This window comes from Qaidamihabitans albus (assembly GCF_016464705.1).
Taxonomy (GTDB): Bacteria; Actinomycetota; Actinomycetes; order Mycobacteriales; family Pseudonocardiaceae; genus Qaidamihabitans; species Qaidamihabitans albus.
Genome location: NZ_JAEHOB010000002.1, coordinates 561,112 through 586,424 on the forward strand (window position 1 = coordinate 561,112; position 25,313 = coordinate 586,424).

25 protein-coding genes are annotated in these 25,313 nt (G+C 71.2%); 7 read left to right on the forward strand and 18 right to left on the reverse strand.

Annotation, left to right across the window (positions count from 1 at the left end):
• Nucleotides 1–7 precede the first annotated feature (7 nt).
• From JAP66_RS05880 to JAP66_RS05890, 3 genes are read left to right on the forward strand one after another with little or no spacing between them, the layout of a single operon-like run.
• The gene (locus JAP66_RS05880) at nt 8–1,723 is read left to right on the forward strand and encodes a prenyltransferase/squalene oxidase repeat-containing protein (RefSeq protein ID WP_199430516.1); all 1,716 of its coding nucleotides are present in this window, start codon (nt 8–10) and stop codon (nt 1,721–1,723) included.
• Complete coding sequence (locus tag JAP66_RS05885) at nt 1,723–2,967, forward strand: cytochrome P450 (protein ID WP_199430517.1); 1,245 nt, start codon at nt 1,723–1,725, stop codon at nt 2,965–2,967. Before JAP66_RS05880 ends, JAP66_RS05885 begins: the two co-directional genes overlap by 1 nt.
• Nucleotides 2,955–3,893 (forward strand): UbiA prenyltransferase family protein, encoded by a 939-nt coding sequence (locus JAP66_RS05890; RefSeq protein ID WP_199430518.1) that lies wholly within the window; start codon nt 2,955–2,957, stop codon nt 3,891–3,893. The genes JAP66_RS05885 and JAP66_RS05890 overlap by 13 nt, the downstream gene beginning before the upstream one ends.
• A 10-nt stretch (nt 3,894–3,903) precedes the next feature.
• Here the strand turns inward: JAP66_RS05890 and JAP66_RS05895 are convergent, their stop codons facing one another.
• From JAP66_RS05895 to JAP66_RS05905, 3 genes are all read right to left on the reverse strand, one after another.
• Entirely contained in the window at nt 3,904–4,710 is an 807-nt protein-coding gene (locus tag JAP66_RS05895) for an SAM-dependent methyltransferase (protein WP_199430519.1), read from the reverse strand.
• Between the two features lie 209 nt (nt 4,711–4,919).
• Complete coding sequence (locus JAP66_RS05900; protein ID WP_199430520.1) at nt 4,920–5,939, reverse strand: SDR family oxidoreductase; 1,020 nt, start codon at nt 5,937–5,939, stop codon at nt 4,920–4,922.
• Between the two features lie 6 nt (nt 5,940–5,945).
• Complete coding sequence (locus JAP66_RS05905) at nt 5,946–6,512, reverse strand: DUF4232 domain-containing protein (protein WP_199430521.1); 567 nt, start codon at nt 6,510–6,512, stop codon at nt 5,946–5,948.
• 64 nt (nt 6,513–6,576) lie between these two features.
• On the opposite strand from JAP66_RS05905, the gene JAP66_RS05910 reads away from it, so the two are divergent.
• Entirely contained in the window at nt 6,577–8,382 is a 1,806-nt protein-coding gene (locus JAP66_RS05910; protein WP_199430522.1) for a glycoside hydrolase family 15 protein, read from the forward strand.
• Nucleotides 8,383–8,425: 43 nt separating this feature from the next.
• Here the strand turns inward: JAP66_RS05910 and JAP66_RS05915 are convergent, their stop codons facing one another.
• The 6 genes from JAP66_RS05915 to JAP66_RS05940 form a co-directional block, all read right to left on the reverse strand.
• Nucleotides 8,426–10,216: a thiamine pyrophosphate-requiring protein gene (locus tag JAP66_RS05915; RefSeq protein ID WP_199430523.1), complete on the reverse strand. Its 1,791-nt coding sequence runs from the start codon at nt 10,214–10,216 to the stop codon at nt 8,426–8,428.
• A 93-nt stretch (nt 10,217–10,309) separates the two neighbouring features.
• Nucleotides 10,310–10,948, reverse strand: a complete 639-nt coding sequence (locus JAP66_RS05920; RefSeq protein ID WP_199430524.1) for a DUF2238 domain-containing protein — start codon at nt 10,946–10,948, stop codon at nt 10,310–10,312.
• 37 nt (nt 10,949–10,985) lie between these two features.
• On the reverse strand, nt 10,986–11,279 hold the full coding sequence (locus tag JAP66_RS05925) for a DUF3040 domain-containing protein (RefSeq protein WP_199430525.1): 294 nt from the start codon (nt 11,277–11,279) through the stop codon (nt 10,986–10,988).
• A gap of 23 nt (nt 11,280–11,302) precedes the next feature.
• Nucleotides 11,303–11,839: a DUF1360 domain-containing protein gene (locus JAP66_RS05930; protein WP_199430526.1), complete on the reverse strand. Its 537-nt coding sequence runs from the start codon at nt 11,837–11,839 to the stop codon at nt 11,303–11,305.
• A 33-nt stretch (nt 11,840–11,872) separates the two neighbouring features.
• The gene (locus JAP66_RS05935) at nt 11,873–12,121 is read right to left on the reverse strand and encodes a hypothetical protein (protein WP_307849448.1); all 249 of its coding nucleotides are present in this window, start codon (nt 12,119–12,121) and stop codon (nt 11,873–11,875) included.
• A gap of 54 nt (nt 12,122–12,175) precedes the next feature.
• A complete protein-coding gene (locus tag JAP66_RS05940) occupies nt 12,176–12,727 on the reverse strand; it encodes a copper chaperone PCu(A)C (RefSeq protein WP_199430527.1) in 552 nt (183 codons plus the stop codon).
• Between the two features lie 80 nt (nt 12,728–12,807).
• On the opposite strand from JAP66_RS05940, the gene qcrA reads away from it, so the two are divergent.
• Nucleotides 12,808–13,935 (forward strand): cytochrome bc1 complex Rieske iron-sulfur subunit, encoded by a 1,128-nt coding sequence (qcrA, locus tag JAP66_RS05945; RefSeq protein ID WP_199430528.1) that lies wholly within the window; start codon nt 12,808–12,810, stop codon nt 13,933–13,935.
• Between the two features lie 9 nt (nt 13,936–13,944).
• On the opposite strand, the gene JAP66_RS05950 is transcribed toward qcrA, so the two are convergent.
• A complete protein-coding gene (locus JAP66_RS05950; RefSeq protein WP_199430529.1) occupies nt 13,945–14,472 on the reverse strand; it encodes a DUF421 domain-containing protein in 528 nt (175 codons plus the stop codon).
• Between the two features lie 88 nt (nt 14,473–14,560).
• Here JAP66_RS05950 and JAP66_RS05955 point away from each other — a divergent pair, with 88 nt between their 5' ends.
• Complete coding sequence (locus tag JAP66_RS05955) at nt 14,561–15,619, forward strand: AI-2E family transporter (protein WP_307849449.1); 1,059 nt, start codon at nt 14,561–14,563, stop codon at nt 15,617–15,619.
• Nucleotides 15,620–15,632: 13 nt separating this feature from the next.
• On the opposite strand, the gene JAP66_RS05960 is transcribed toward JAP66_RS05955, so the two are convergent.
• The 6 genes from JAP66_RS05960 to JAP66_RS05985 form a co-directional block, all read right to left on the reverse strand.
• Nucleotides 15,633–16,646: a cytochrome d ubiquinol oxidase subunit II gene (locus tag JAP66_RS05960; RefSeq protein ID WP_199430530.1), complete on the reverse strand. Its 1,014-nt coding sequence runs from the start codon at nt 16,644–16,646 to the stop codon at nt 15,633–15,635.
• The gene (locus tag JAP66_RS05965; RefSeq protein ID WP_307849450.1) at nt 16,643–18,022 is read right to left on the reverse strand and encodes a cytochrome ubiquinol oxidase subunit I; all 1,380 of its coding nucleotides are present in this window, start codon (nt 18,020–18,022) and stop codon (nt 16,643–16,645) included. Before JAP66_RS05965 ends, JAP66_RS05960 begins: the two co-directional genes overlap by 4 nt.
• Nucleotides 18,023–18,025: 3 nt before the next feature.
• Nucleotides 18,026–19,984 carry an MFS transporter gene (locus JAP66_RS05970; protein WP_199430531.1) on the reverse strand — a complete coding sequence of 653 codons (1,959 nt, stop codon included), beginning with the start codon at nt 19,982–19,984 and terminating at the stop codon, nt 18,026–18,028.
• A 121-nt stretch (nt 19,985–20,105) separates the two neighbouring features.
• Complete coding sequence (locus tag JAP66_RS05975) at nt 20,106–20,585, reverse strand: hypothetical protein (RefSeq protein ID WP_199430532.1); 480 nt, start codon at nt 20,583–20,585, stop codon at nt 20,106–20,108.
• Nucleotides 20,586–20,903: 318 nt separating this feature from the next.
• Complete coding sequence (locus JAP66_RS05980; protein WP_199430533.1) at nt 20,904–22,217, reverse strand: calcium:cation antiporter family protein; 1,314 nt, start codon at nt 22,215–22,217, stop codon at nt 20,904–20,906.
• 38 nt (nt 22,218–22,255) lie between these two features.
• Complete coding sequence (locus JAP66_RS05985) at nt 22,256–22,717, reverse strand: hypothetical protein (RefSeq protein WP_199430534.1); 462 nt, start codon at nt 22,715–22,717, stop codon at nt 22,256–22,258.
• Nucleotides 22,718–22,888: 171 nt separating this feature from the next.
• Between JAP66_RS05985 and JAP66_RS05990 the strand changes: the two genes are divergently transcribed.
• Nucleotides 22,889–23,644 carry an acetate uptake transporter gene (locus JAP66_RS05990; RefSeq protein ID WP_199430535.1) on the forward strand — a complete coding sequence of 252 codons (756 nt, stop codon included), beginning with the start codon at nt 22,889–22,891 and terminating at the stop codon, nt 23,642–23,644.
• 73 nt (nt 23,645–23,717) lie between these two features.
• On the opposite strand, the gene JAP66_RS05995 is transcribed toward JAP66_RS05990, so the two are convergent.
• Together JAP66_RS05995 and JAP66_RS06000 are read right to left on the reverse strand one after the other, a co-directional pair.
• Nucleotides 23,718–24,245: a YflT domain-containing protein gene (locus tag JAP66_RS05995; RefSeq protein ID WP_199430536.1), complete on the reverse strand. Its 528-nt coding sequence runs from the start codon at nt 24,243–24,245 to the stop codon at nt 23,718–23,720.
• On the reverse strand, nt 24,242–25,243 hold the full coding sequence (locus JAP66_RS06000) for a universal stress protein (protein ID WP_235998763.1): 1,002 nt from the start codon (nt 25,241–25,243) through the stop codon (nt 24,242–24,244). Before JAP66_RS06000 ends, JAP66_RS05995 begins: the two co-directional genes overlap by 4 nt.
• Nucleotides 25,244–25,313 lie beyond the last annotated feature (70 nt).

The following is a 25,313-nucleotide window of genomic DNA, read 5'->3' on the forward strand; positions in this document are numbered from 1 at the left end:
GTGTTTCATGGATTCGCGTGATTCCTGGCCGGAGCAGGCGCGCGGTACCGCGACGCGGCTGCTGGCCGAGATGGCAGCCGATCCCGCCGGGCAGTTCGCCCCTTCCGTCTACGAGACCGGTCGCCTGGTGAAGCTGGTGCCTGCACTGCCGGGTCATGCGCCGCGTGTCCGGTTCCTGCTGGAACAGCAGCATGCCGACGGTGCGTGGGGCGGCCCTGGCGACTACGCGCTGGTGCCCACGTTGAGCGCGACCGAGGCCCTCCTCGCGCTGCTGCCGGAGAACGGCACCGGTGCCGCGGGCGGCATCGTGGCGGACGCGGCCGCCCGCGGATTGACCGCGCTGTCCGGCCGGATCCGCGCACACGGCACCCTTCCGGACACGGTCGCGGTCGAGATCATCGTGCCCGTGCTGATCGACGAGATCAACGCTCAACTGAACCGGCTGAACCGGCTGAACCGAAAGACACTGCCGGCCCTGACGGGCTGGCGCGGCGCGGGAGCCCGGCTCGGCATCCCGGCCGGCGCCAACCCGGAACTGGCTACCCGGCTGCGGGAGGCGGCCGCGCAGGGCCACGCGCTGCCGCACAAGCTGTGGCACTCGCTGGAGGTACTCGGCGACAACGCGCGGGGCGCGCCGTTCGTGGAACCGGTCGCGGGTGGCGGCGTCGGCTGTTCGCCCGCGGCGACCGCCGCGTGGCTCGGCGACCGGGCGGACGACCCGGCCAGGCAACCCAGCCTCCGCTATCTGGCGGCCGTCCAGAGCACGAGCGGTGGCGTGCCCGTGGCCGCTCCCCTCGCGCTCTTCGAGCGAGCGTGGGTGCTGTCCACGCTCGCCGCCACCGGCGTGCCGTTCACGGCGCCGCGCACACTCGTGGACAGCCTGCACGGCGCCTTCGGTGACGCCGGGGCCGCGGGCGGACTCGGCCTGCCGCCGGATGCCGACGACACGGCCACCGCGCTGTACGCGCTGGCGCTGCTGGGCAGCCCCCGTTCCCCGGAATGCCTGTGGGACTACCACTCCGGCGACCACTTCAGCTGCTTTCCCGAGGAGCGGACTCCATCGACGAGCACGAATGCCCACGTGCTGCAGGCACTCGGCGCGTCCGTGGCGTCGCTTTCGGCACGGCAAGCACCGCAGGCACAGCAGGCACAGTCCGCCCCGCCGGTGGAGCCACGGCACTGCGCCCGCTACCTCGCCACGATCGGAACCGTGTCGCGCTGGCTGAGTGAGCAGCAGCACGCCGACGGCAGCTGGCTGGACAAGTGGCACGCGTCGCCGTACTACGCGACCGCGTGCTGCGCCACCGCGCTCGCGGCCTACGGCGGTGCGGCCGGGGCCCGTGCGGTGGGCAGGGCGGTGGAGTGGGTACTCGGCACCCAGCGTCCGGACGGGTCGTGGGGGCACTGGCACAGCACCCGGGAGGAGACCGCGTACGCGATCCGGACGCTGCTGCACGCCGGGCCCGCGCGGAACCCAGCCGCGATCGGGCGCGCGGCCGCACGGGGACGGGATTTCCTGCTGCGCACTGACAGCGGCACCGGCGGCACCGGCGCTACCGGTGAGGAATTTCCCGCCCTGTGGCATGACAAGGACCTCTACACACCGGTCCGGATAGTGCGGACCGAGGTGTTCGCCGCTCTGCACCTCGCGCACACCGACCCGCGCGTGGCGGCGCTCGCCGGAGACGGGAGCACCGGGTACGCCGCGCGGATCGAGGTGTGATGCATCGCAACGAGCTCCGGCTGACGTTGCGGACCCTGCCCTTCCTCGACTCCCGGGCAGGCTCGCCGGAGGGTTTCGCCGAGGTGACCGGCGGGCCGGCGCCGAAACTGCTGGTGTGGGACCCGGAGACGATCGACTGGATCTTCCGCTCCGATCGGCACCTGGCGCATCCGGGGAGCCGCTCTCTGGTCCCGTTGCTGGGGCGGACATCGCTGCTGTGGGGAGACGGTCCCCGGCACACCGCCTACCGCCAGGTGCTCGGCCCTCCGCTGCGCGGCCGCAGCCTGGGCCGGTACCACGGGGTCATCGCCGACACCGTGCACGGCGCGATCGACGCGCTGCCGACGGAAACCGTCCTACCACTGTCGGAGTGGACCCGCGAGCTCGCCCTCCGCATCATCGGCCGGATCATTCTCGGGCGGTCCGGTGAGGGGGTGCTCGAGCCGTTCACCGCCTGGATCGAGCGTGCGCTCGGCTCCCGTGGCCGCACGCTGGCATACCGCTTTCTCCGCGGCAGGCTGCCGCGCTCCGGGGACGCCCTGGACCGGCTCTTCGTCCGGAGCGCCAGGGAGGCCGCCCGCGCGCACCCGCACTCGCTGATCGCACTCCTGCTGAACGGGGACGGGCCGCTGCACGACATCGGGGACACCGAACTGCGGGATCAGATCGCCTCGCTGCTCTTCGCCGGTCACGAGACCACGGCGTCCGCGACCGCGTGGGCGCTCTACTGGCTCGACCGGCACGAACGGGTGCGCCGGGACGTCCTCGCCGAACTGGCCGCCACCACCGACAACGGGGCGGACACCACGCGCGTGCCACTCCTGCACGCCGTCGTCCAGGAGGCACTGCGGGTCACCCCGCCCGTCCCGGCGGCGGGCAACCGGGTGCTGCCCGAGGAGACGGAGCTGCTCGGCCGCACGCTGCCGGCCGGGACGACGCTGTCGCCGAGCATCTACCTCGCGCACCGCGTGCCGGAGCGGTTTCCGGCGCCGGAGGCGTTCGACCCGAACCGCTTTCTCGACGGCCGCGTCGCCGCGCGGCACTACTTCCCTTTCGGCGGCGGCACCCGGCACTGTCTCGGCAGCCAGCTCAGCCAGCTCGAGGCACGGATGATCGTCGCCGCGCTGCTGCGCCGCAGGGAACTGCGCTGCGTCAACCCCCGCGCCGGGGTGCCGCAGCTGCGCGGGCACGCGATGGCGCCGGCCGCCCGGCTGCGAATGGCGGTGACCGCGTGTCACGACTAGCGGGCGAACGGCGGAGACGGCCCGGCGGGCGAACAGCGCGCGACCTCGTCGTTCTGCACCGCCTCCAACATCCGCTACCGATCACCTACCTCTGCTACGCCGCCTGGGGCGCCTGCTTCGCGGTGCCGGCCGCGAGCGGGCTCGCGACGCTACCCGTGCTCGGCGCGATCGCGGCGAACCTGCTGTTCATCGTTGCCGCCCTCGCTCTCAACAACGTCGCGGACCTGCGTACCGACGAGCGGCACGACGAGAAGTCGTACCTGGCCGACGCGACCCTGCGCGTCGGCCGCAGGCGCGCGCTGCGCTGGGTGGTCGCCGAGCTGGCACTCGCCACCGCACTGTCCGTCGCGGTGGCGGTCCGGACGGGGCACTGGGTCGTCACCGCGGTCGCCGCTGCGATCGTGCTACTCACGCTGAGCTACAACATCGAGCCGATACGGCTCAAGCGCCGCGGCTTCGCCGGGCCGCTGGTCTTCGGCACGTCCCTGGTCGGGCTGCCGTGCCTGCTTTCCTACGGCGCAGTGCGGTCCGGCTTCGAGACGTCGGTGTGGCCGGTGTTCGCCGGGGTCGCGGTGCTCACGATCGGCCGCACGGTGTGGTGGTCGGTGCCCGACCGTGCCGCGGACACCGCCACCGGGGTGGCGACGCCGTCCGCGCGCCACGGTGCCGCACACACGCTCGCGCTGGCCTGCGTCGTGCTGCTGGCCGGGCTGGCACTGCTGGGCTGGGGGCTGTGGTGGCGGTACGGGCCGGCCTGGGCGCTGGCCGGGACCCTGGCGCACGGGGTGTTCCTGGTCCGCGTCGCCGCACTGCTGCGGCGGGCCCGCGACGGCGAACTGCCCACCGCCAGGCGGATGCACACGCGGGGACTGCCCGTCGTCATGCTGGGCGAGGTGGCGCTGCTCGTCGTCCCGCTGGCCGCGTGAGGAGTGGCGTTCAGGGCTTGCGGGCGACTCCGGCATGTACCTGGGCGAGCTCCGGATTGCGGCCCATGTCGTACTCGGACATCGGTCGCCACAGCGTGACCGGCACGACGCCGGGTTCGACCATGTCGAGGTCCGCGAAGAAGCGTTCCACCTCGCGCGGTTCACGCAGGGTCACGGTGGGTGGCGTGCCGAACATCTCGCCGAACATGCCGAGGCCGAGATTGAGCTGCTCGCTGGCGCTGAAATGCGAGATGGCCAGGTAGCTGCCGGAGCACATCGCGTCGAGGTAGCCCGAGACCAGCGCGGCGGGATCGGCGGAGTCCGGGATGTGCACGAGCGTGTCGATGAGGAGGACGGCGACCGGTTCGCCGAGGTCGAGGAGCTGCTTCACCTCGAGGGCTTCGAGGACCTCCCGCGGGCGCCGGATGTCCGCCTGCACGAAGCCCGCGTGCGGATTGCCGTCGAGGATGCCGCGGCCCTCGGCGACGATCTCCGGGTCGATGTCCACGTAGACGACGCGATTGTCCGGTGCGACCTCCTGCGCGACCTCGTGCACGTGGCCCTCGACGGGCACGCCCGAACCGAGATCGAGGAACTGCCGGATGCCGTGCTCGGCAAGGTACCGGACAAGACGGTCCAGCCAGGCGCGCTGCGCACGGACCAGGTACGGCAGGTGCGGCGCGCACACGGCGATCTGGTCGGCGAACTCACGGTCAGCGTCCGAGTGATGCGTTCCGCCCATCCAGCAGTCCCGCATACGGGCGATGCTCGGCTGACCGGAGCCATCCTGACCTGTGGTTCCCACGGGGATTGCCACTCTGAGTACGCCTCCTCAGGTCGCGACCCGGCAGGTGGGGTGATCTTCCACCTTGCGAGGCACCCGACTCTACTGTGCGGGGGCCAGGCGGCGAGCGCCAGGCTCGGTGGAGGACATTCTGCCCGCCCGCGTCACGTTGCGGAAGGTGACACCAGTCCCAACCTGCCACGCCGGCTCACCTGCTCGTGCGGGCAGCCGCCGGGGTCCGCTCACGAGCGGCGACGGGCACGGGCGGCCGCGAGGCCACCGCCCGCGGCGCCGACGACGGTCGCCGCCGCGGCCGCGAGGGTCCCGTGGTGATGCGAGAACCACAGCTGCGGGCTGCGCTTCTTCGCCTGCTCGTCGAGCCGGCCGTGCGCTCCGTGGTCGCTGTCGTCGTCGACCGGCTCCCACAGGTTCACCGGGCGGTCGGGGTCCTCGGGTGCCCGCGTCTGCTGCGCCGAGTAGCCGTTGCGCCCCAGATACCGGTCGAGCAGGCCGGGCGCGAACTTGTTGGCCAGCAACGTGGCGACCGTGCTGAAACCGACCCAGTACTCGCGGCGCGCGGGATGGTCGGCCGCGTGCACGATGCCGCGCGCGGCGACCTCGGGCTCGTAGATCGGCGGCATCGGCTGCGCCTTGCGCCGCATCCGCGACAGCGACCAGTCGAACTGGGGCGTGTTGACGCCCGGCAGCTGCACCATCGTCACGTGCACGCCGCTGCCGTCGTGCAGGAGCTCGCAGCGCAGCGACTCGGTGAAGCCCTGGATCGCGTGCTTGGCCCCGCAGTACGCCGACTGCAGCGGAACCCCACGGTAGGCGAGCGCGGAGCCGATCTGCACGATCGTTCCGCGGTCGCGCGGCAGCATCAGCTCCAGCGCGACCTTGGTGCCGTGCACGAAACCGTGGTAGGTGGCGTCGGTGACCCGGCGGAACTCGTCCGGCTCGATCTTGCTGAACGGGGCGAACACCGTCGCGAACGCACCGTTGATCCAGACATCGACCGGTCCCAGCTCATGCTCCACGCGTCGTGCGGCCGAGCGCATCGTCGCGTAGTCGGTCACGTCCAGCGGGATCGGCAGGGCCGTGCCACCCGCCGCCTCGACGTCGCGCGCCGCCTCGCGCAGCCCCTTCTCGCCGCGCGCGAGCAGGGCGACGCGGTCGCCCCGGCCGCCGAGCAGGCGCGCCGTGGCGCGGCCGACGCCCGCGCTCGCTCCGGTCACCACCACCGTCTTCGGCGAACGGCCCATCTGTGCCTACTCCTTTCCTTCCCGCGGCGGATGCCAGGGAGTCAGCTCGATCCGGCCGTGGTCGCAGACCGCACCTGCCGGCCAGGAAACCCGCAACGTCTCCGTGTCCGAGGGTGGCGTGACCATCACGGCGGCGGGCGCGGGCACGCAGCGTTCGTCCGCAGGCCCGCCCTGCCCGGCCGGGGCGCTCCAGCGGAGGTCCTGCACGGCGCGTTCGCCGGGCTGGAGGACGACCTGTGCGGGCTCCCCGGTCCGCCGCAGGTTCGTGGGCAGCTGCTCGCCCTCCGCGCCGACCAGCTGGAGGTTCCCGTAGCCGCGCAACGCGCATTCGGTCAGTCCGGTGTTGACGATCCGCAGCGTGGCGTGCCGCTTGCCCGCGGCTGACTCCACCCGGCTCACGTCGCCGTCCAGCATCGCGGCGGCACAGGGCGCCACGTCCTCCCGCACCGGCGGCAGCGACCTGTCGCCGAAGTCCGCGGTCCTCGGCGAGGCGGTGCCGCAGCCCGCGAGCGACAGCACCGTGGCGCCGGCCAGTAGCAGATACCCACTGCGCCGGAAGGTTGTCGGCCTCATGCTCGGTGGGTACCCCGATCGGCAGGCCACGATGCCTGCCCGCACCATCCGATCGAGGAGGATCATGTCTCGCCCGCTCGAGGACTACGGTCTGCTCGGTGACACGCGCACCGCCGCACTGGTGGCCGCCGACGGCTCGATCGACTGGCTGTGCCTGCCACGCTTCGACTCGGGAGCCTGCTTCGCGGCACTGCTCGGCGACTCGAGGCACGGCCGCTGGACGCTGGCGCCGCGCGGTGCGTTTCGCACCGCGGGCCGCGCGTACCGGGAGGACAGCCTCGTGCTGGAAACGCGGCTCGCCTGCGCCGAAGGTGAGATCCGCATCATCGACTGCATGCCGATCCGCGGCGACTACGCCGATCTGGTGCGCCGGGTGGAGGGGGTGCGCGGCCGGGTGCCGATGCGAACGGAGTTCGCGCCCCGCTTCGACTACGGCAGCACCATCCCGTGGATCCAGTCCGAGGGGCGGCGGACCCACGCGCTCGCCGGGCCGGACCACCTCACCCTCGACGCGGAACTCCCGCTCACGACGGCGCCCGGGCACGCCGTCGCCGAGTTCAGCGTGGCCGAGGGGCAGACCGTGGACTTCCGGCTGGCCTGGAGTGCACCGCGCCAGCCGCCGCCGCGCATGCTCGACGTCGGCGAGCGCATCGAGCGCACCACCCGCTGGTGGCGGGACTGGGCGAGCCGGTGCGACTACCGCGGTGAGTACCGGGACGCCGTGGTGCGCTCGCTGATCACGCTCAAGGCCCTGACGTACGCGCCGAGCGGCGGGATCGTCGCCGCACCGACGACGTCCCTGCCGGAGCACCTCGGTGGCGTGCGTAACTGGGACTACCGGTTCTGCTGGATCCGGGACGCCACGTTCACCCTGATGGCGCTGCTCGGCGCGGGCTACGCCGACGAGGCGCGGGCATGGCGGGAGTGGCTGCTGCGGGCGGTCGCCGGCGACGCGTCGCAGATGCAGCTCATGTACGGCGCCGACGGCGAGCGCAGACTGCCGGAGCTGGAACTGGACTGGCTGCCCGGTTACGCGGGCTCCTCCCCGGTGCGCGTCGGCAACGAGGCCGCCACCCAGTTCCAGCTCGATGTCTTCGGCGAGCTGATGGACGCGCTGCACCAGGCGCGAACGCACGGGATTCCGCCCGACCCGGACGCCTGGCGGGTGCAGCGGTCGCTGATGGACTTCCTCGAGTCGGACTGGAGCAAGCCGGACAACGGCATCTGGGAGGTACGCGGTCCGCGGCGGCACTTCACGCACTCGAAGATGATGGCGTGGGCGGCGGTGGACCGGGCGATCAAGGGCGTGACGGTGTTCGGCCTGGACGGGCCGGTGGACCGCTGGAAGCGGCTGCGGCGGGACATCTTCGACGAGGTGTGCGAGCGTGGCTTCGATCCCGACCGCGGCACGTTCACCCAGTTCTACGGCTCCCGCTCACTCGACGCGGCGCTGCTCATGATGCCCGACATCGGCTTCCTGCCCGCCACCGACGAACGGGTGCGCGGCACGGTGGCCGCCATCGAGAAGGAGCTCTGCCGGGACGGCCTCGTGCAGCGCTACACCATGGACGCCGACACCCGGCACGTCGACGGCCTCCCGCATGGCGAGGGCGTCTTCCTGCCCTGCACCTTCTGGCTCGCCGACAACTACCTGCTGCAGGGCGACACCGGCCGGGGCCGCGACCTTTTCGAGCGGCTGCTGTCGCTGCGCAACGACCTCGGGCTGCTCGCCGAGCAGTACGCGCCGGAGGAGGGCAGGCTCATCGGCAACTTCCCGCAGGCGCTCTCGCACATCCCGCTGGTGAGTACCGCGCTGAACCTCTCGGAGCCGCCCGGACCGGCGCAGAAACGCGCCGAGTCCGGCGGCTGAGAAGTTCGGAAGGCGCGGGGCCTGGCGCCAAAGGGCCACCCGGTCAGCGGCGGCCCGGAACGAACTCCTGCGCCTTCGTCTTGGCGCCCTGGACGAGCAGGTGCCAGGCGTTCGGGTCGCCCTTCAGCAGCGACTCGGTGGTGGACTTCACCTGCTCGAACGTGGCGTGCGGCGGGATCGGCGGCACCTCGGGGTCGCAGCGCACGTCGAGCACGGCGGGCCGGTCGGCCGCCAGCACCTGGTCCCACGCCCCGCCGAGGTCATCCGGCGAGTCGACGCTGATCGCCGTCAGCCCGAGACTTTCGGCGAAGGTGGCGTAGGAGACGTCCGGGATCGACTGTGACTCCTCGAACTTCGGCGTGCCGCCCATCGCCCGCAGCTCCCACGTGACCTGGTTCAGGTCGTCGTTGCGGAACACGCAGACGACCAGCCGCGGGTCCGCCCACGTGTGCCGGTAGCGGGCGATGGTGATGAGCTCCGCCATACCGTTCATCTGCATCGCACCGTCACCGGCGAGCGCCACGACCGGCCGGTCCGGATAGGCGAACTTCGCCCCGATGGCGTACGGCACCGCGGGACCCATCGTGGCGAGCGTGCCGGACAGCGAGCCACGCATCCGCCCGCGCATCCGCAGGTTGCGGGCGTACCAGTTGGTGGAGGAACCGGAGTCGGCCGTCACGATCGCGTCCTCGGGGATGCGTGGCGACAGCTCGTGCACGACGCGGATCGGGTTGACCGGCTTGGCGTCGAGCATGGCCTGCTGTTCCATGGTGTTCCACCACGAGGAGACGTTGTTCTCCACCGTCTCGCGCCACGAACGGTCCTGCTTCGGCTCCAGCAGGGGGATGAGTGCCCGCAGCGTGCCCTTCGCCTCGCCGACCAGGCTGACCTCCATCGGGTAGCGCATGCCGATCCGGCCCGCGTCGATGTCGATCTGCACGGCGCGCGCCTGGTCGAACTCGGGCAGGAACTGCGAGTACGGCAGGCTGGACCCGATCACGATCAGGGTGTCGCAGTCCCGCATCAGCTCGTAGCTGGGCCGGGTTCCGAGCAGCCCGATCGCGCCGGTGACGTAGGGCAGGTCGTCGGGCAGGACGTCCTTGCCCAGCAGTGCCTTCGCCACGCCGGCGCCGGTGGCGTCGGCGACCAGCCGGACCTCCTCGGTGGCGTTTCGCGCGCCCTGGCCGACCAGGATCGCGACCCGTTCCCCCGCGTTGAGCACGTCGGCGGCCCTGGCGAGCTCGTCCTCGGGCGGCAGCATGACCGAGTGCGGGGTGTTCGGCGGGCTGGAGGGCACGTGCTTGAACTCGTGCTCAGGCGGCCGGTACTCCTCCTCCTGCAGGTCGGCCGGGATGATCACCGCGGTGGGCGCCCGCTCGGCCTCGGCGGTGCGGAAGGCGCGGTCGATCGCGTTGGGCAGTTGCTCGGAGACGTTGACCTCGACGAGGTACTCGCTCGCGACATCCTTGTACAGCGCCTGCAGGTCCACCTCCTGCTGGTAGCTGCCGCCCATCGCGCTGCGTGCGGTCTGCCCGACGATCGCGACCACGGGCACGTGATCGAGCTTGGCGTCGTAGAGACCGTTGAGCAGGTGGATCGCGCCGGGGCCGGACGTCGCCATGCACACGCCGGGCCTGCCGTCGAACTTGGCGTAGCCGACCGCCTCGAACGCCGACATCTCCTCGTGCCGGGACTGCACGAAGCGGGGCTGGTTGTCGGCTTTCCCGAAGGCGGCGACGAGCCCGTTGATGCCGTCGCCCGGGTAGCCGAACACGTGCTCGACACCCCATTCCCGCAGGCGCTGGAGTACATGGTCGGCGACCGTTACGGGCATCTTTCTTCCTCCTCGCTCGGACCGGCACTCACCCGCTCGGCTACCCGAACGTCGCCACATCAATCCCGGGCGCGCGGAGATGAGCTGCCGCGGTCACGACAGCGGGCGCAGCTCGCGGTCGTGGACACGCCGGAACAGCAGCAGGGTCAGCGTGACGCCGGCGACCGCCATCGTCATGTCGTGCTGGCTGTCGAGCGGGTCGCCCTGCGTCGCGAGGTAGCTCTGGCCGGCCTCGCCGGTGAACACCGCCGCGGTGGTCTCGATGATCTCGAAACCGGCGCTGACGCCGAGCGCGCCAAGCACGGTGACGAGCAGCAGCCAGCGCCCCGAGCGCAGCGGAGTCCGCCGGATCAGCAGTTCCCGCAGGACGACGGCGGAGATCACCCCCTGCAGCACGTGGCCCGCCCGGTCGTAGTGGTTGCGGCTCCAGCCGAACCAGTGCTGCGCCCACTCCCCCACCGGCACGGCCGCGTACGTGTAGTGGGCGCCGAGCAGGATCATCAGCGCGCCCGCCGTCAGCACCCGGTAGGCCACCGGCGTCAGCGGGAAACGGCGGAACGTCAGCACGAGCAGCGGCACCGCCAGCAGGACGGGGACGACCTCCAGCAGCCAGGTGCCGTGGCTACGGGGCCGGATTCCCGAGGCGACCAGCCCGGCGAGCACCACCGCGAGCAGTACGCGCGGTTCGCGGGAACGCGCGACCGTCCCTGCACCGACCGGAACGGGGGTCACGACGCGGGGCACCGGGCCGGCGCCGGCCCGACCTCCGTCATTCGGCCAGCGGACCGGAGCGGCCCTCTCGGCCGCTGCGGCCCGCGACGTGCAGGCACGCACCCGCGACCAGAACCACGGCACCGAGGAAGATCAGCCCGAAGTTCAGCGTGAACGCCCCCATCAGGATGAGGATCGCGGCCAGCGCGTCCACGGCGAAGCGCCCCACTTTCGCGCCCGTGCCGCCGCCGGGCGGCCTGCCGTCGCCCAGCGATCTCGCGAGGTTCGGGTCCTCGGTCCGGAACCACTGTTCGATCCGTTCGAGCTCCTGCCGCTCGTGGTGACTCATCATCGCCGGCTCCTGCCTCGATCCGCTCAGTCGTCCTTCGCTTGCCGCGCGGTGCGTTCAAGCAGTTGCTTGCCGCCGTCGTAGCCCAGCTGCAGCATGTCCGAGGCGGCCACCGCGGTCAGCACCGTGCTCACCAACCGGGTCGCTCGCGGAGCCGTCACGAACCCCGTGCCGAGGGCCGTCGCGGTCCACACCGAGAGGCAGAACGGGCAGGTGAGCATCTCGCCGAGGGCGTGCTGCGCACCGTGCCCGCGTACCGACTCGTTGAGCTCGGCCATCCCGGCCGGCTCCTCGTAGCGGGCGAAGGGCGCGCGCAGCGGGCTGGTGACCGCGTCCTTGGACAGCAGCCTGCTCGCCTTGTGCGTCGCCACCGAAAGCAGCACCGTGTCCCCTACGCCGAACCGCTCCGGGAGGCGCACTCCGAACGCGCGACCTCCGGCGGCGAGCAGCGTGGCGAGCGAGAGGTACGTTCCGAGTACGACGACGTAGCCGCGCAGCGGCCTGTCCGCATTCCCGGCGTAGATGTCCTGGACCCGCCTCAGAGCAATCTTCAGCCCGACCATGTCCCGGGACTACCCCCACTGGTAGGGGGCAAACTAGCGGCGCCGCAACTGCCGCACCGCTCGGGCCATGCGTAGCGGCAGCATGCCGAGCAGCGGCGCGCGGCGCCCGAGGTCGTCGGCGTCCTCCTTGTCGAACGCGGTCGCGAACTTGCGCGCCTCGGCCGCCGACGCGTAGGACTTGCTACCGCCTACCGCGCAGCCGCGCTGACAGGTCCAGGTCATCGTCGGCCCGTCGGCACGGAAGCGGTACCGGTGTCCGAACACGGCGCAGCGAGTCGTCACGCCACGCGACTACCCCGTCGGCGGCGGCCGAAACCCGGCCGGCCCGCCGGAACCTCAGCCCGGCTCGCAGCCGAGCGGTGGCACCTCCGAGTCCTCGCCGGTCGGTACGAGCGCATCGACCGTGACCGGCCCGGCCTTCTCGAACGTGAAGGTCAGCGGCATCGTAGTACCTTCCCTGACCTCCTCGTTGAGGCCGAGCAGTTCGAGGTGGTACGCCGTGCCCGGCCCGCCACCCGGCGGTTCGGGCACCGTGCTGTTGGCGGGCAGCGGGAGCCTGGACGTCGGCTCGGCGGTGCCGTCACAGTCGGCATCCCAGTGCAGCCTCACCTGCGTGGCCAGGCTGGTCTCCACCCGCCGGAGCTCGTCCCGCACCTCGGCACGGTTGAACAGGGCGAACCGGACGACCACGTCGTCGCCGATCGAGTAGCTGGCCTTCTCCGGCGGCTCCGTGTGCACGTTGTGCACATCGATCGTCGCCGCGCTGGCGTTCGCGCCGATGGGACCCGACTCCAGCTGTTTCTGCGGATTGACGCAGGCAGGCAGGGTGATCACCAGCGCGGCGAGCCCTGCCGCCAGCACCGCTCGCCGACCGTGGTTTCGAATCATGGCGCGTGGCTACCCAGGCATCGGCGAGGTCATCCGTCCTGCGCGGAAGTGATCCGGCTAGGCAGGAGCAGGGAGGGTCGATGGACGGCGGCGCGGATCCCGACCGGCGCGCGGAGCTGCTGCGGCGAGGCGCCGAGATGGACGGCGTCGAGCTCGTGGAGTACGAACCACGGCAGCCGCCGGGCAGCAAGCGCGAGGCGCGGTCGCGGCGTCTGGTGATCGTCCTGTGGCTGCTCGCCGGTGTCTTCGGGGTGGTCGCCGCCGGGGTTTTCGTGTTCTGGCCCTGGCGGTACGTGTTCCCCGGCGAGGAGGGACACCTTCTCTACGTGCTCTACACGCCGCTGCTGGGGCTGTTTCTCGGGCTCGCCGTCGCCGCCGTCTCGGTGGCATTGATCCTGCACGTCAAACTCCTGTTGCCGAAGGAGACCGCCGTCCAGGAGCGGCACCAGCCGGGAGCGTCGACGGAGGAGGACCGCGCCACGGCGACCGCGACGGCGATGGACACGGCCGCGCAGGTCGGGCTCGGGAGCCGGCGCGCGGTCGGCAGGCGGTCGGCGGTCGGTAAGGCGATGGGCCTCGGCGCCGGTGTGCTCGGCACGAGCGGCGCGGTGATCGGTCTCGGCGGCTTCGTCGAGAATCCCTGGGATGCGCAGGGCCCCCGTGCCGACCGCATGGACACGCTCTGGCACTCGGGCTGGTACCCGTACAACGACGAGAAGGTCTACCTGCGGACCGAGACGGCCGATCCGGAGGAGGTGGTGCTGGTCCGGCCGGGGGATGTGGCGCCGGGCAGCCAGATCGCGGTGTTCCCGTTCCGGGAGTCCGACCGCGGGAACACGAAGAAGCTCAAGGAGGCACTCAAGCGGGCCGACAACCCGGCCACGCTGTACCGGCTGCGGCCGGAGGCCCCGGTGCAGCACCGGCCGGATCGGGCCGGGATGAACTACGGCGACTACTACGCCTTCTCCCGCGTGTGCACGCACCTCGGCTGCGCGGTGAACCTGTACGAGAAGCAGATCAACCGCGCCTACTGCCCGTGCCACCAGTCGCAGTTCGACCTCAACCGGCACGCGGTACCGACCTTCGGCCCGGCCGCGCGGCCGTTGCCACAGCTGCCGATCGCCGTGGACGACGAAGGGTTCTTCCACGCCCTCGGCGACTTCACGGAGCCGGTCGGACCGAGCTTCTGGGAGTTGCCCTCGTCCTGACGGTGACGGTCAGAAGCCGCTACCCCGGCCTTCCCCGACGACCGAGCGCACCAGCTCACCGGGCCGCTCGCCGTCCCGGACCACCGAGATTCCGCCCTGGGACTCGTAGAGCACGTACCGCACCTCGCTCAGGCTCGTGATGCCGCGGGTGCGCAGGGACGCGTGGAGGTCGGCCTCGGTGAGCTGGCAGGTCTTGAGGTGCCGGTGATCGACCTCGCCGTTGTCGACGAGCACGTGCACAGGATGATCGGTCAGCCTGCGCACCTTGCCGTGCAGCCGCAGCCTACTGACGATCTCGTGGCATACCAGCAGCACGGCGAGGGCCACGAGCCCCTGGACGAACGCCGTGCCCGAGGCCGTGGCGGTCCGCCCGATGATGGCGCCGACCGTGACCATGGCGACCGCGTCGTAGACGGTGGGCTGGCCGGCGGCCCTGCGGACGGTGACGCGCAGCCCGACCAGCGCGGCGACGTAGAGCAGTGCGATCTTGCCCGCCACCGCCGCCGTGGCGGGCAGATCCGCGATGAGCCAGTCCATGCTGGCCGGGTACCCTTCGCGGCGGCCGTGAACCGCCGACCGGCGACCGCCCGGTTTCCGTTCGTGCACGGTGGGCTACCCGAGTGCCGTGCGCGAACCGGCCCCGGAGACCTCCCGTCTGCGACTGACCTCGGACCTGCTGCGCCGCGCCGCGATGGTGGCGGGTCAGTTTCTGCTCATCTTCCTGGCTCTCTGGGCGCTGCGCGCGGCCGTGCAGCATCTGAGCTTCGTGCTCATCCCGCTCGCGGTGGCCCTGCTGCTGACCGCACTGCTGGAGCCGATGGTGGGCTGGCTGACCCGGCACCGCTGGCCGCGGTCGCTGGCGGTGCTGGCATCGCTGATCGCCGGGCTGGCCACCGCGGGCGGGATCGTCACTTTCGTCGTCATCGCCGTGCTCGACAACGTGGACGAGCTGCGGCGGAGCGTGTCGCAGAGCGTCGAGCGCGTCCGAGGCTGGCTGACCGACGGACCGTTCGATTTCGGCGGTCAGCTGCTGCAGCGGGCGCAGGGCTGGCTGGAGAGCAACCAGCAGCCGATCGTGTCGCAGACCGTGGGTGCCTTCACCACGCTCGGCTCGGTACTGGCCGGCCTGGTGCTCGCCGTGGTGCTGATGGTGATGTTCCTCTACGACGGTCCCAAGATGTGGGCGTTCCTGCTTCGGCCGTGGCGGACCGAGACACGCGACATCGTGGACGACGCCGGGCGCGAGGCGTTCCGCAGCGTGGTGCTGTACGTACGGGTGACCGCCCTGGTCGCACTGATCGACGCGGTGGGCATCGGCATCGGGCTGGCGGTGGTGGGCGTGCCGCTCACGGTGCCGCTGGCCGCGCTGGTGTTCCTCGGCGGTTTCGTGCCCTACGCCGGTGCGTTCGTCTCGGGAGTCCTGGCCGTCGCCGTGACGCTCGTGAGCAACGGGCCGACCGCCGCGCTGATCATCCTCGGGGTCGTGCTTGTGGTGCAGCAACTGGAAGGCCAGCTGCTGCAGCCGCTGCTGCAGGGCAACTTCGTGCACCTGCATCCCGCCGTCGTGCTGGTGGCGCTGACGATCGGCGGGATCGAGGGCGGTATCGCCGGGGTGCTGTTCGCGGTCCCGCTGGTCACCGCTGTCCGAGCGGTGATACTCGCGGTGGCCCGCCACCGCACCTAGCCCGCCACCGCACCTAGCCCGGCTCCGCCTTGCGCGGCGCGGGACGCTGGAAGAGCCAGAACATCCACAGCAGCGACGGGACCAGCAAGACCGCCCCGACCGCCGAGACGAGCAGCGTCACCTGGAGCACCTCCGGCCGCGCCGAGGCGTCGTCGATCGCCGTGTCCGGCAGCAGCAGCATCGGGTACTGGGCCACCGCCCACGCCCAGAGCAGCGCCGCCACGGCGAGCGCGGCGGACACCCGCGCCACGAGGTAGTGGCCGCGCACCAGGAGCGCCAGTGAGGTCAGGCCGGCCGCGGCGGACAGCACCACCACCGGCAGCGCGACCGTGGTCAGGCCGCTGAACAGAAACGGCGCGTCGCGCCGGAGTACCAGGACGCCGCCGAGGGCGATCGCGCCCGCCGCGAAGCCGCTGCCGATCGCGCGCCTGCGGAACGCGCCGAGCAGCACGGCCGAGCCTGCCCGCCGCGCGTCCGCGCACAGGTACACCGCGGCGAGGTAGGCCGCGACCGCCACGGCCAGCACACCCGCGAGCGCGGACGTCGGGTTCCACCAGCTCGTGACGATGTCCCCCTCGGCGATGCCGATCGGCACGCGGCCCGAGGCGACGCCACCCGCCACCGTGCCGAGGAAGAACGGCGTGAGCACCGACGAGCCCGCGAACGCGGCGCCGAAGAGCCTGCGCCGGGCGAGGCCGGTGCTGGCCTTGCGGAAGGCGAACGACGCGCCGCGGGCGATGATGCCGAGTGCGGCGAGCGTCAGCGGGATGTACATCGTGGACGACACGGCGGCGAAGACGGCGGGGAAGCCGGTCCAGCACAGCACGATGACGAAGATCAGCCACACGTGGTTCGCCTCCCACACCGGGCCGATCGACTCCTCGATCAGCTCCCGCTGGTGGCGCCCGCGCGCGGAGCCGCCAGCCACGAGGTCCCAGAAGCCGCCGCCGAAGTCGGCACCGCCGAGCAGCACGTAGGCGGTGAGCGCGAGCCACATCAGGCTGAGCAGCCAGTCGGCGGTGGTCATGGTTCACCTCGCTCAGGGGTCGGGGGCTCCGGTCCGGGTTCCTGCGGCGCGAGCGGCAGCGGCGTGCCGGCGAGCCTGCGCAGGACGTAGAGGGTGGCGGCGGTGAGCAGCACGTAGACGCCGGACACCACGGCCAGCCCGGTGCCGAGCCCCGGCACGGGGGTCACCGCGTCCTCCACCCGCAGGACGCCCCATACGATCCACGGCTGCCTGCCGACCTCGGTGGTCACCCAGCCTGCCTCCAGTGCCAGCACGGCGGCCAGGCCGGACAACGCCGCGAACCGGTAGAACCAGCGGGACTCCGGCAGCCGCTTGCGCCGCCACCGCACGAGCAGGCACCAGAGACCGAGCACGAGCAGGGCGACGCCCATCGCGACCATCAGCTGGAACGACCAGTGCACGACGTTGACCGGCGGGCGGTCGGCGGCGGGCACCTCGGCCAGGCCGGTGATCGTGGCGCCGGGATCCCAGTGCGCCAGCAGCGACAGCGCGTTGGGGATCTCCAGCGCGTAGTGCAGTTCGCCGTCGCGGTAGATGCCGCCGAGGTGCAGGGAGGCTCCCGCCGTCGTCTCGTAGAGGCCCTCGATGGCGGCGAGCTTCGCGGGCTGGTTCGTGGCCAGGAACTTCGCCGCCCAGTCGCCGACACCGATCTGCACCGGGGTGAGGACCGCGGCGACGGTGAACGGCACGGCGAAGCCGAGCCGGTGGTAGCGGTCCCGCCTGCCGCGCAGGATGGCCACCGCGTAGACGCTCGCCATGCCGAAACCGGCCACCATGAACGCCGCGAGGATCATGTGCGTCGTCTGCGGCGGTGTGGCCGGGTTGAACATGGCCGCCCACGGGTCGACGCCGGTCAGGGTCCCGTTCTCCAGGTCGAATCCGCGCGGCTGGTTCATCCACGCGTTCGCGCAGACCACGAAGAACGCCGAGGCGACACCCGCGACACACACCGGGAGCCCCGTGAGCAGGTGCACGCGGGGCGGCAGCCGGTCCCAGGCGTAGAGGTAGATCCCGAGGAAGATCGCCTCGATGAAGAACGCGAAACCCTCCAGGGTGAACGGCAGGCCGATCACCTGGCCGTAGGTCTCCATCATCCCGGGCCACAGCACGCCCATCTCGAAGCTCAGGATGGTCCCGGACACGGCACCGACGGCGAACAGGACGCCCATCGCCTTGGCCCAGCGGTGCGCGAGCAACTCGTAGACCTCGTCGCCGGTGCGGATCGCGCGCCACTCGGCGAACACGGTGATGGCCGGCATGCCGACACCGAAGCAGGCGATGATGATGTGCCAGCCCAACGACAGCCCCATCTGCATCCGGGCCGCCATGAGGTCACCCGGGGTCGCGGCGTCCGCGAGCACCTGCCAGCCTGCCACGGGCTACCTCCCCGTGCGCCGCTCGTCACCGGCGGGCCCGTACGTGCGGCGGGAAAGCCGTCGTGCCCTGCCGTCCTGGACCGCCGCCCGCAGCGCGGCGCCGAAACGGCCAGGACCCCAGTAACGGGCGCCGACCATCTCGGCCAGGGTCTCGCGTCGCGTGGGGCCGTGCTCCCGCAGCGCGTGGTCGATCATCTCGATCTCGAGTTCCAGGGCCTCCTCGGCGGCGACCACGTCTGCCGGTTCCATACCGATCCCCCAGGTACGGGGCAGTGAGCCGGGGCCCGGCCGCCACCGCCGCGCGCCCTCGCGTTCGCGCTCCGCGCGGCTGGTGACGCGCGCCAGCGCGCGGCGGGACCGCTCCGCGTCGGCGCGGCGCCGGGCGGCGGCCCGCTCGGCGATCTCCGCCCGGCGTTCGGCCTCGACCCGCCGCCTGCGCTCGGCCTCCGGATCGGTTCCGCCGTCCGGTTCGGACGTCTCTTCCGGACCACCTTCGCCTTCCGGAGCACCTTCCTCGGCCTCCTCGGCGGTGAGCGGTTTCGCGATGTCCTCGAGGGAGTTCTTCTCGGCCCGCACGCCGAACACGATCTCGGCCACCCCGCCGAGCGCCATCACGGAGGCACTGACGGCGAACCCGATGGCCACCAGCCCGCGGTCGCCGGTGCCGATGAGCTGCCCGAACAACAGCGGGCCGATGATGCCGCCGAGACCGGTGCCGGCGGCGTAGAAGAACGCGATCGCGAGCGCCCTGGTCTCCATCGGGAAGATCTCGCTCACGGTCAGGTACGCGGCGCTGGCCCCGGCGGAGGCGAGGAAGAAGGTCGCCACGACGAAGCCGAGGAACGTCCACTGACCGCCGAAGCTGGTCAGGAACACCCAGAGCAGGGGCACCGTCAGCAGCGCGGAGCCGAGGTAGGACAGGGTGATCATCGGCTTGCGGCCGACGGTGTCGAACAGCCGGCCCAGCGTCACCGGGCCGAGGAAGTTGCCGATCGCGTAGGCGATCACGAACACGGGCACGAAACCGGACGCGACGTCGTAGTAGTTGCTGAAGAGGGTACCGAGGTTGAAGGTGATGCCGTTGTAGATGAACGCCTGGCCGACGAACAGCGCCAGCCCCAGCACGGCGCGCTTGGGATACACCTTGAACGCGGTGCGGGCGATGGTGCGGAACGGGATCGTCCTGCGCTGCCGCACGGTGATCGAGTCGCGCGGCTCGCCGAGCGACTCACCGGTCTCCTCCCGGACGCTGTCCTCGATGCCGCCGACGATCCGCTCGGCCTCCTCCTGCCTGCCGTGGATGAACAGCCAGCGAGGGCTCTCCGGCACGTGCCTGCGCACCAGCAGGATGACGAAACCGAGTAGCGCGCCCATGCCGAAGGCCAGCCGCCAGCCGATGTCGAGCGGGAAGATCGCCGTGTTGAGGAACAGGATCGCCAGCGCGGAGCCGATCGCGGCACCCAGCCAGTAGGTGCCGTTGATGACGAGGTCGACGCGGCCGCGCACGCGGGCGGGCATCAGCTCGTCGATGGCCGAGTTGATCGCGGCGTACTCGCCGCCGATCCCAGCGCCGGTGAAGAACCGGGCGAGGAAGAAGTACCACGGGGTGAACGCGAAGGCGGTGGCCACCGTCGCGGCGACGTAGACGGCGAGCGTGATGATGAACAGCTTCTTGCGGCCGAACCGGTCGGTGAGCTGGCCGAAGAAGAGTGCGCCGAGACAGGCGCCGGTGACGTAGAAGGCGGCGGCGATACCGATCTGGCCCGGCGTGAGGTTGATACCACTGCCCTGCTCGGTGAGCCGCGCGGCCACCGAGCCGACGATGGTGACCTCGAGCCCGTCCAGGATCCAGACCGTGCCCAGCCCGATCAGCACCCGCCAGTGAAACCGTGACCAGGGGAGCCGATCCATCCGCGACGGCACCTTGGTCTCGATCGTTCCCGTCTCCACCGCAGTACTCATGGCCAGGCACTACCCGCGTGCGCGGCACGGAAACCATCCCGACTCGGTCCCCTCGCCGGGCGACGCACCGAAGGTCCGTGCGGTGAACCGCTTGGCCAGTTCCGCGCGGCCACCTACCCGGTCAACGGGTCGCCGTCGTCGACGCCGTGTTCCGCGTGACGCTGTCGGCGACGAGGAACTCCTCGGTGTCGTACGGCGTGTAGAGATCAGCCGCACCGAGCGCGTAGTCGGCACGGTAGTTCTCGTAGTCGAACTCCCGCACCGTTCCAGTCACCTTGACCACGTCACCCTCCTGGACTTTCCTGGCGTCCTTTCCGGACAGCACGAGCAGCGAGTCGTCGCCGTAGTCCTCACCCGCCAGCACGAAGCTCTGTGGATCGATCACCTCGGTCACGTTCGCGCTGACCGTCACCTCCTCACCGACGTACTGATCGTCGGCGAAGTAGTCGTCCTCGGTGATGTCCTCGACGTCCGCGCCGGTCTCCGGACCGGCCGTTCCGTCGTCACCACCGCAGGCGGCCACGGCGAAAGGGGAAAGCAGCAGCACCGCCACCGCGGCGACACGGCCAAGCAGGTGATTCGGCCTCCGGTGCTCGAACATCGGTGATCTCCTTCCATCGAGTCGGTCGGTGCGCGGACCGGTGTCAGCTCGGCGTTCACCCGCGGTGCCCAGCCAGCGACGCCGGTGACGGCCGACCGTTCTCGCCCGGAGGTGCGCACTGATGACGCGGCCGTGCTGAGGCCGCGATCGCACCGGCGTCCACTGTGCGCAGTACCCTGCCGGCTATCCGGATGACGGTGAGTGCGCCATCCTCCCGGTCCGGGTCCCTGTCTCCGTACCGCATGCTCTGCGTGCTACCCCGGCACCAGCGGTCAAAACGGACGAAACCAACACCGTTGTCCCGTCGTGACTCACGCGTCAGCGCACCTGCTCAGGTTCACCGAGCATGTCCCTCGGGTGTGTCCGCACGCCGTCGCGGAGCACCTGGGGAATGCGGTCCCGGAGCCGGACCAGCCGCACCGCGGCGAGCGTCAAGTACACCACCGAGAGTGTGGTGCGCATCACCGACCGGGCGTCGTCGCCGAGCACGACACTGCCGACGACGTCACTGAGGAACAGTGCGAGGATGAGGGCGGCCTGGCGTACCGACATCCGGAGGTCGATGAGCAGGCTCATCGCGAACAGCGACTGCGCTGCCGTGAGCAGGATCGCGTGCTGCTGCGTCGGGCTCATCGGCAGACCCGAGAGGCTGCCCGCGGCGAGGGCGAACGCCGCGGGCACCATGCTGACGAGCAGCGTCCACTGGTTGATCTTCGACGAGAGCAGCGTGCCGAGTCCCTTGTCCGGCAGCTGCCGCCACGCGAACAGGCACGCAGGCACCAGTTCGGCCGACTCGGTCGCCAGTGGTGCGACCCACTGCACCATCAGGAACTTGTCCAGCCCCAGCAGCTGACCGGTCTGCACGATCGACTCACTGAGCGGATGCGCCATGAACACGATGACCAGCGCTGCCGAGCCCATCATGACCACCACGACCGTTCGCCGCCACGATGTGGACAGACGGTTGATGAGCGCGGGAGGTCCGATGAACTCCGGTTCCTCCTGGGGTGCCCTGGCGAGCCGGAACACGTAGAAGCCGAACAGGCACAGCAGCACGGCGGAGTCGAAGAGGGTGAGCGTCGAGCGCATCGGCATGTGCAGCATGTAGAGCGACGCGGCACCCAGTACCACGATGTCGAGGGTCGCGAGGCGCCGAAGGTTCATGGCGTAGCGGTGTCGCTCGCCTGCTCCGTTGTCGCCGCCGCCGTTCTCGCCGCCTCCGGCACGCCGCGCCCGGTGGTAGCTGACCGCTCCGACGAACACGACCACGGACCAGCCGATGCCGATGAGCAGCCGGTTGGCGCCGGTCATGTTGGCCAGTGCCAGCGACGACGTGCCCGGGTTCTGCCCGGCCTGGTAGGCGAACAGCAGGTCGATCGCGTACTCCGGCAGGATCGCGATGACCGCCAGCGCGGAGAGCGCGAGCCCGGTCGGCAGCTCCAGCTGCGCCAGCTCGGTGCCCCACACCAGCAGCAGCGCGGCGCCGATGAACGCCACGCCGTAGCAGAGCGTGCCGATCGGTGCGCTGACGTGGCCGAGCAGCAGGCGCAGCAGGAGCGCGGGGACGCACAGGCCCACCGCCACCGTCAGCGCGAGGACCTGGCGTGTTCGGGCGCCCCCGGAGGCGTTCATCGCCTCCGGAGTAACCCGGTCCGGCGCCACCTACACGCTCACGCGAGGTCGCGGGCCTCCTCGATCCGCCGGGCGATCTTCATCTCGAGCCCGTTCAACAGCAGGTACGTCATCGAGGCGGAGAGCGAACCGCCGAACCAGCCGAGCGTCACCGGCAGGACGAGGCCGCACAGGGCGGCCGCGCCGATGCCGGCCGAGATCGAGACGGCGCTGAACGAGCTGCCCAGTGCCACCACCTTCGTCTGCTCGTCCCCACCGAGGGACTGCCGGAAACCTTGCGTCGCGATCAGCTCGACGATCAGGAAACTCGCCACCGCACCGAGGGCGAACACCAGGATCTGCATCGCGTTCGGTGTGCCGGTCAGCGCGTTGAGCATCGCCAGCGCGCACGTGATCAGCACGGAGAAGCCGTAGGCGCCGGAGTTGTTCCGCAACGACAACCGCAACTCGCGTACGTACACGCCCGGGGATCGCTCCCGGCCGGACTCTTGAGCTGACATCACCGCTCGCCTTCTCTCTCGCACCGGCAGAACGGTTTCAGTGTCCGTCCGGAAGGTTCACCGGGCGACCCGGCACGCAGTGGCCCCCCTGGTTCGCGTGAGTTTTGTCCGGAAACGACGGGTACCCGGACAGGGCAAGGTGAAGAAGACAAGACCAAGGAGCTCACGCAAATGACCCGCAGTGCAACCGCGACCAACGGTCACGGGCAGAGGGATCAGTCCGAGTTCACCTTCTGGAAGGACCACACACACATCAACCTGAGCCCGGTGGCGGCGCCGTCGATACTGGGCCTGTACGGCTTCGCGGTGGCCACCTTCATGGTCGCGGCGAATCTCGGCGGCTGGTACGGCAACGACACCACGACGCCGCTGGTGCTGGCGCCGTTCGCGTTCACGATCGGTGGTATCGCGCAGTTCCTCGCCGGCATGTGGGCCTACCGCGCCCGCGACGCGCTGGCGACCGGCATCCACGGTGCCTGGGGTTCGTTCTGGATCGCCTACGGCATCTACCACCTGCTCGTCGCGGTAGGCGTGGTGCCGGGCACGGCGACCAGTGCGATCGCCGCCAGCGCGTTCGGCTTCTGGTTCATCGGCCTGGCCGCCATCACCTGGGTCGGCGCGTTCGCCGCGGCCGCGGAGAACCTGGCGATCTCGCTGGTGCTGCTGGTGCTCGCCGCGGGCGCCACGCTGCTCGCGATCGGGCTCATCGCAGGTCTGCCGCTGGTGGAGACCATCGCCGGCAACGTGCTGGTCGCCTCCGCCGTGATCGCGTGGTACGCGGCCAGCGCGATGGTGCTGGAGGCCGCGTTCAAGCGCGTCGTCCTGCCGATGGGCAAGCGGGGCCCCGAGCCGAACACGCCCGGAGCCAAGCCGAAGGAGACCATCCAGTACTCCCTCGGCGAGCCCGGCGTGAAGGTCGGCCAGTGACCGTCGCACCCGAAAGGGAAAGCGCCCCGGAACCTCCGGGGCGCTTCCTTTGTGGCCGTGTTTCGTGCGCGGCTCAGGACCTGGGTGACTCGACGTCGCCGATGCCGGGCGCACCTTCGCGGGCCAGCGTCTGCCGCGCCCGCTCCGCGACCTCGGTGTCCACCAGCACCTGGTAGGACTTGGCACGGAAGCTGGGCACCGAGCGGAAGTCCCGCCTGCCGCCGGTGGTGGCGTGCCCGGCCAGGCCGAGCAGCGCCCCCAGCACGGCACCGACGACGGCGCCGAACACCGCGCCGTAGAGCGCCAGCAGCAGGTAGCCGATCACCGGCGACACCCAGCCGAACAGTCCGAAGATCCAGCCGAACAGTGCACCCACGACCGCACCGGTCACGGCCCCGCGGCCGGCGGCCGACCAGTACGTGTAGCGGCCCGTGATCTGCTCCACCATGTCCAGTCCGCGGCCGACGATGACCGTTCGCTGCACCGGGAACTCGTGGTCGGAGAGGTAGTCCACGGCCCGTTCGGCCTGTTCGTAGTCCGGGTAGCTCGCGACGACCTCCTGTGGTGTCGCGCGGGTCGCGGTCTCGTGCTGAGCGCTCATGGCGATCCTCCTTCGTCCTTCCTGACGTCGTTGCTGACCTCGCTGCCGTGCGCACTGCCTTCGTCCAGGTCTCGCAGCAGGGCCACCGGGCACGGCGCGTGGTAGAGCACGGCGTGGCTGACCGAGCCGAGCAGCACCCTGCGGGCGGGGCCACGGCCGTGGCTGCCGACCACGAGCAGGCCGGCGTCCTTGGCGAGGCGAAGCAGCGCGTCGGCGGGCCGGTCGGCCACGGACTCCCACTCGACCGGTACGTCCGGGTAGCGGTCCCGCCTGCTCTCCACGTGGTTCTTCGCCAGGTCGTCGGTGATGTCGCCTGCCCGTTCGTTGCCGACCTGGCCGAGCGGTGCGCTGGCCAGGATGTCCAGTGGCCAGTCCGACCACGCGTGCACGGCGCGGACCGGGACACCGCGGCGGGCGGCGAAGCCGAGTGCGAACTCGACCGCCCGGTCGCTGGTGGCGGAGCCGTCGACGCCGACGACGACCGGCCCGGAGGAAGCGGCCGCGCCGGTGGGGCCGGCGCTCTCCTCGCTGTCCTCGCCGTCGCGGACGACGATCATCGGGCATCGCAGGGTGCGGGCCAGTTCGGCGATGCTCGAGCCGAGCACCGCGCGGTACACCGCGCCGCGGCCGGAGGCGCCGAAGACCGCGAGTTCCGGTTCGGCCCTGGCCTCCAGGTCGGGAAGGGTCTCCTCCGGCGGCCCGTCGGGCATCAGGGACGTGACGGTGAGGTCCGGATACGTCCGGCGGCACTCCGCCACCAGGCCCTCCAGGTCCGCCTCGGCGTACTCACGGATCCGGTCGACGCCGTACTCGGACGCGGTCGTCGCGCCACGGGCGAGGAACGGGATTCCCCACTCGAACGACTGGACGATCAGCAGCGGACGGTTCCGTGCCTTCGCCTCCTCCGCCGCCCAGTGCACCGCGCGCCGCGCGTTGTCGGAGCCGTCGAACCCGGCCATGACCGCGCCGCGTTCGATCTCCTGCACGGAAGCGGACAATGTCGGCCTCCTTTCGATTGCTCCCCCGCTGTCCTGGTTACCCGGTGGCGACGGTCCGTACGCGCGGAGG

Excerpts from the sequence above, each read along its gene's own strand:
- JAP66_RS05980 (WP_199430533.1), bottom strand. The coding sequence starts at position 22,217 with ATGAACGCCTCCGGGGGCGCCCGAACACGCCAGGTCCTCGCGCTGACG.
- JAP66_RS05880 (WP_199430516.1), top strand. The coding sequence starts at position 8 with ATGGATTCGCGTGATTCCTGGCCGGAGCAGGCGCGCGGTACCGCGACG.
- JAP66_RS05885 (WP_199430517.1), top strand. The coding sequence starts at position 1,723 with ATGCATCGCAACGAGCTCCGGCTGACGTTGCGGACCCTGCCCTTCCTC.
- JAP66_RS05915 (WP_199430523.1), bottom strand. The coding sequence starts at position 10,216 with ATGCCCGTAACGGTCGCCGACCATGTACTCCAGCGCCTGCGGGAATGG.
- JAP66_RS05995 (WP_199430536.1), bottom strand. The coding sequence starts at position 24,245 with ATGAGCGCTCAGCACGAGACCGCGACCCGCGCGACACCACAGGAGGTC.
- JAP66_RS05990 (WP_199430535.1), top strand. The coding sequence starts at position 22,889 with ATGACCCGCAGTGCAACCGCGACCAACGGTCACGGGCAGAGGGATCAG.
- JAP66_RS05925 (WP_199430525.1), bottom strand. The coding sequence starts at position 11,279 with ATGATGAGTCACCACGAGCGGCAGGAGCTCGAACGGATCGAACAGTGG.
- JAP66_RS05910 (WP_199430522.1), top strand. The coding sequence starts at position 6,577 with ATGTCTCGCCCGCTCGAGGACTACGGTCTGCTCGGTGACACGCGCACC.
- JAP66_RS05970 (WP_199430531.1), bottom strand. The coding sequence starts at position 19,984 with ATGAGTACTGCGGTGGAGACGGGAACGATCGAGACCAAGGTGCCGTCG.
- JAP66_RS05905 (WP_199430521.1), bottom strand. The coding sequence starts at position 6,512 with ATGAGGCCGACAACCTTCCGGCGCAGTGGGTATCTGCTACTGGCCGGC.
- JAP66_RS05975 (WP_199430532.1), bottom strand. The coding sequence starts at position 20,585 with ATGTTCGAGCACCGGAGGCCGAATCACCTGCTTGGCCGTGTCGCCGCG.
- JAP66_RS05985 (WP_199430534.1), bottom strand. The coding sequence starts at position 22,717 with ATGTCAGCTCAAGAGTCCGGCCGGGAGCGATCCCCGGGCGTGTACGTA.
- JAP66_RS05940 (WP_199430527.1), bottom strand. The coding sequence starts at position 12,727 with ATGATTCGAAACCACGGTCGGCGAGCGGTGCTGGCGGCAGGGCTCGCC.
- JAP66_RS05950 (WP_199430529.1), bottom strand. The coding sequence starts at position 14,472 with ATGGACTGGCTCATCGCGGATCTGCCCGCCACGGCGGCGGTGGCGGGC.
- JAP66_RS05960 (WP_199430530.1), bottom strand. The coding sequence starts at position 16,646 with ATGACCACCGCCGACTGGCTGCTCAGCCTGATGTGGCTCGCGCTCACC.
- JAP66_RS05930 (WP_199430526.1), bottom strand. The coding sequence starts at position 11,839 with ATGGTCGGGCTGAAGATTGCTCTGAGGCGGGTCCAGGACATCTACGCC.
- qcrA (WP_199430528.1), top strand. The coding sequence starts at position 12,808 with ATGGACGGCGGCGCGGATCCCGACCGGCGCGCGGAGCTGCTGCGGCGA.
- JAP66_RS05900 (WP_199430520.1), bottom strand. The coding sequence starts at position 5,939 with ATGGGCCGTTCGCCGAAGACGGTGGTGGTGACCGGAGCGAGCGCGGGC.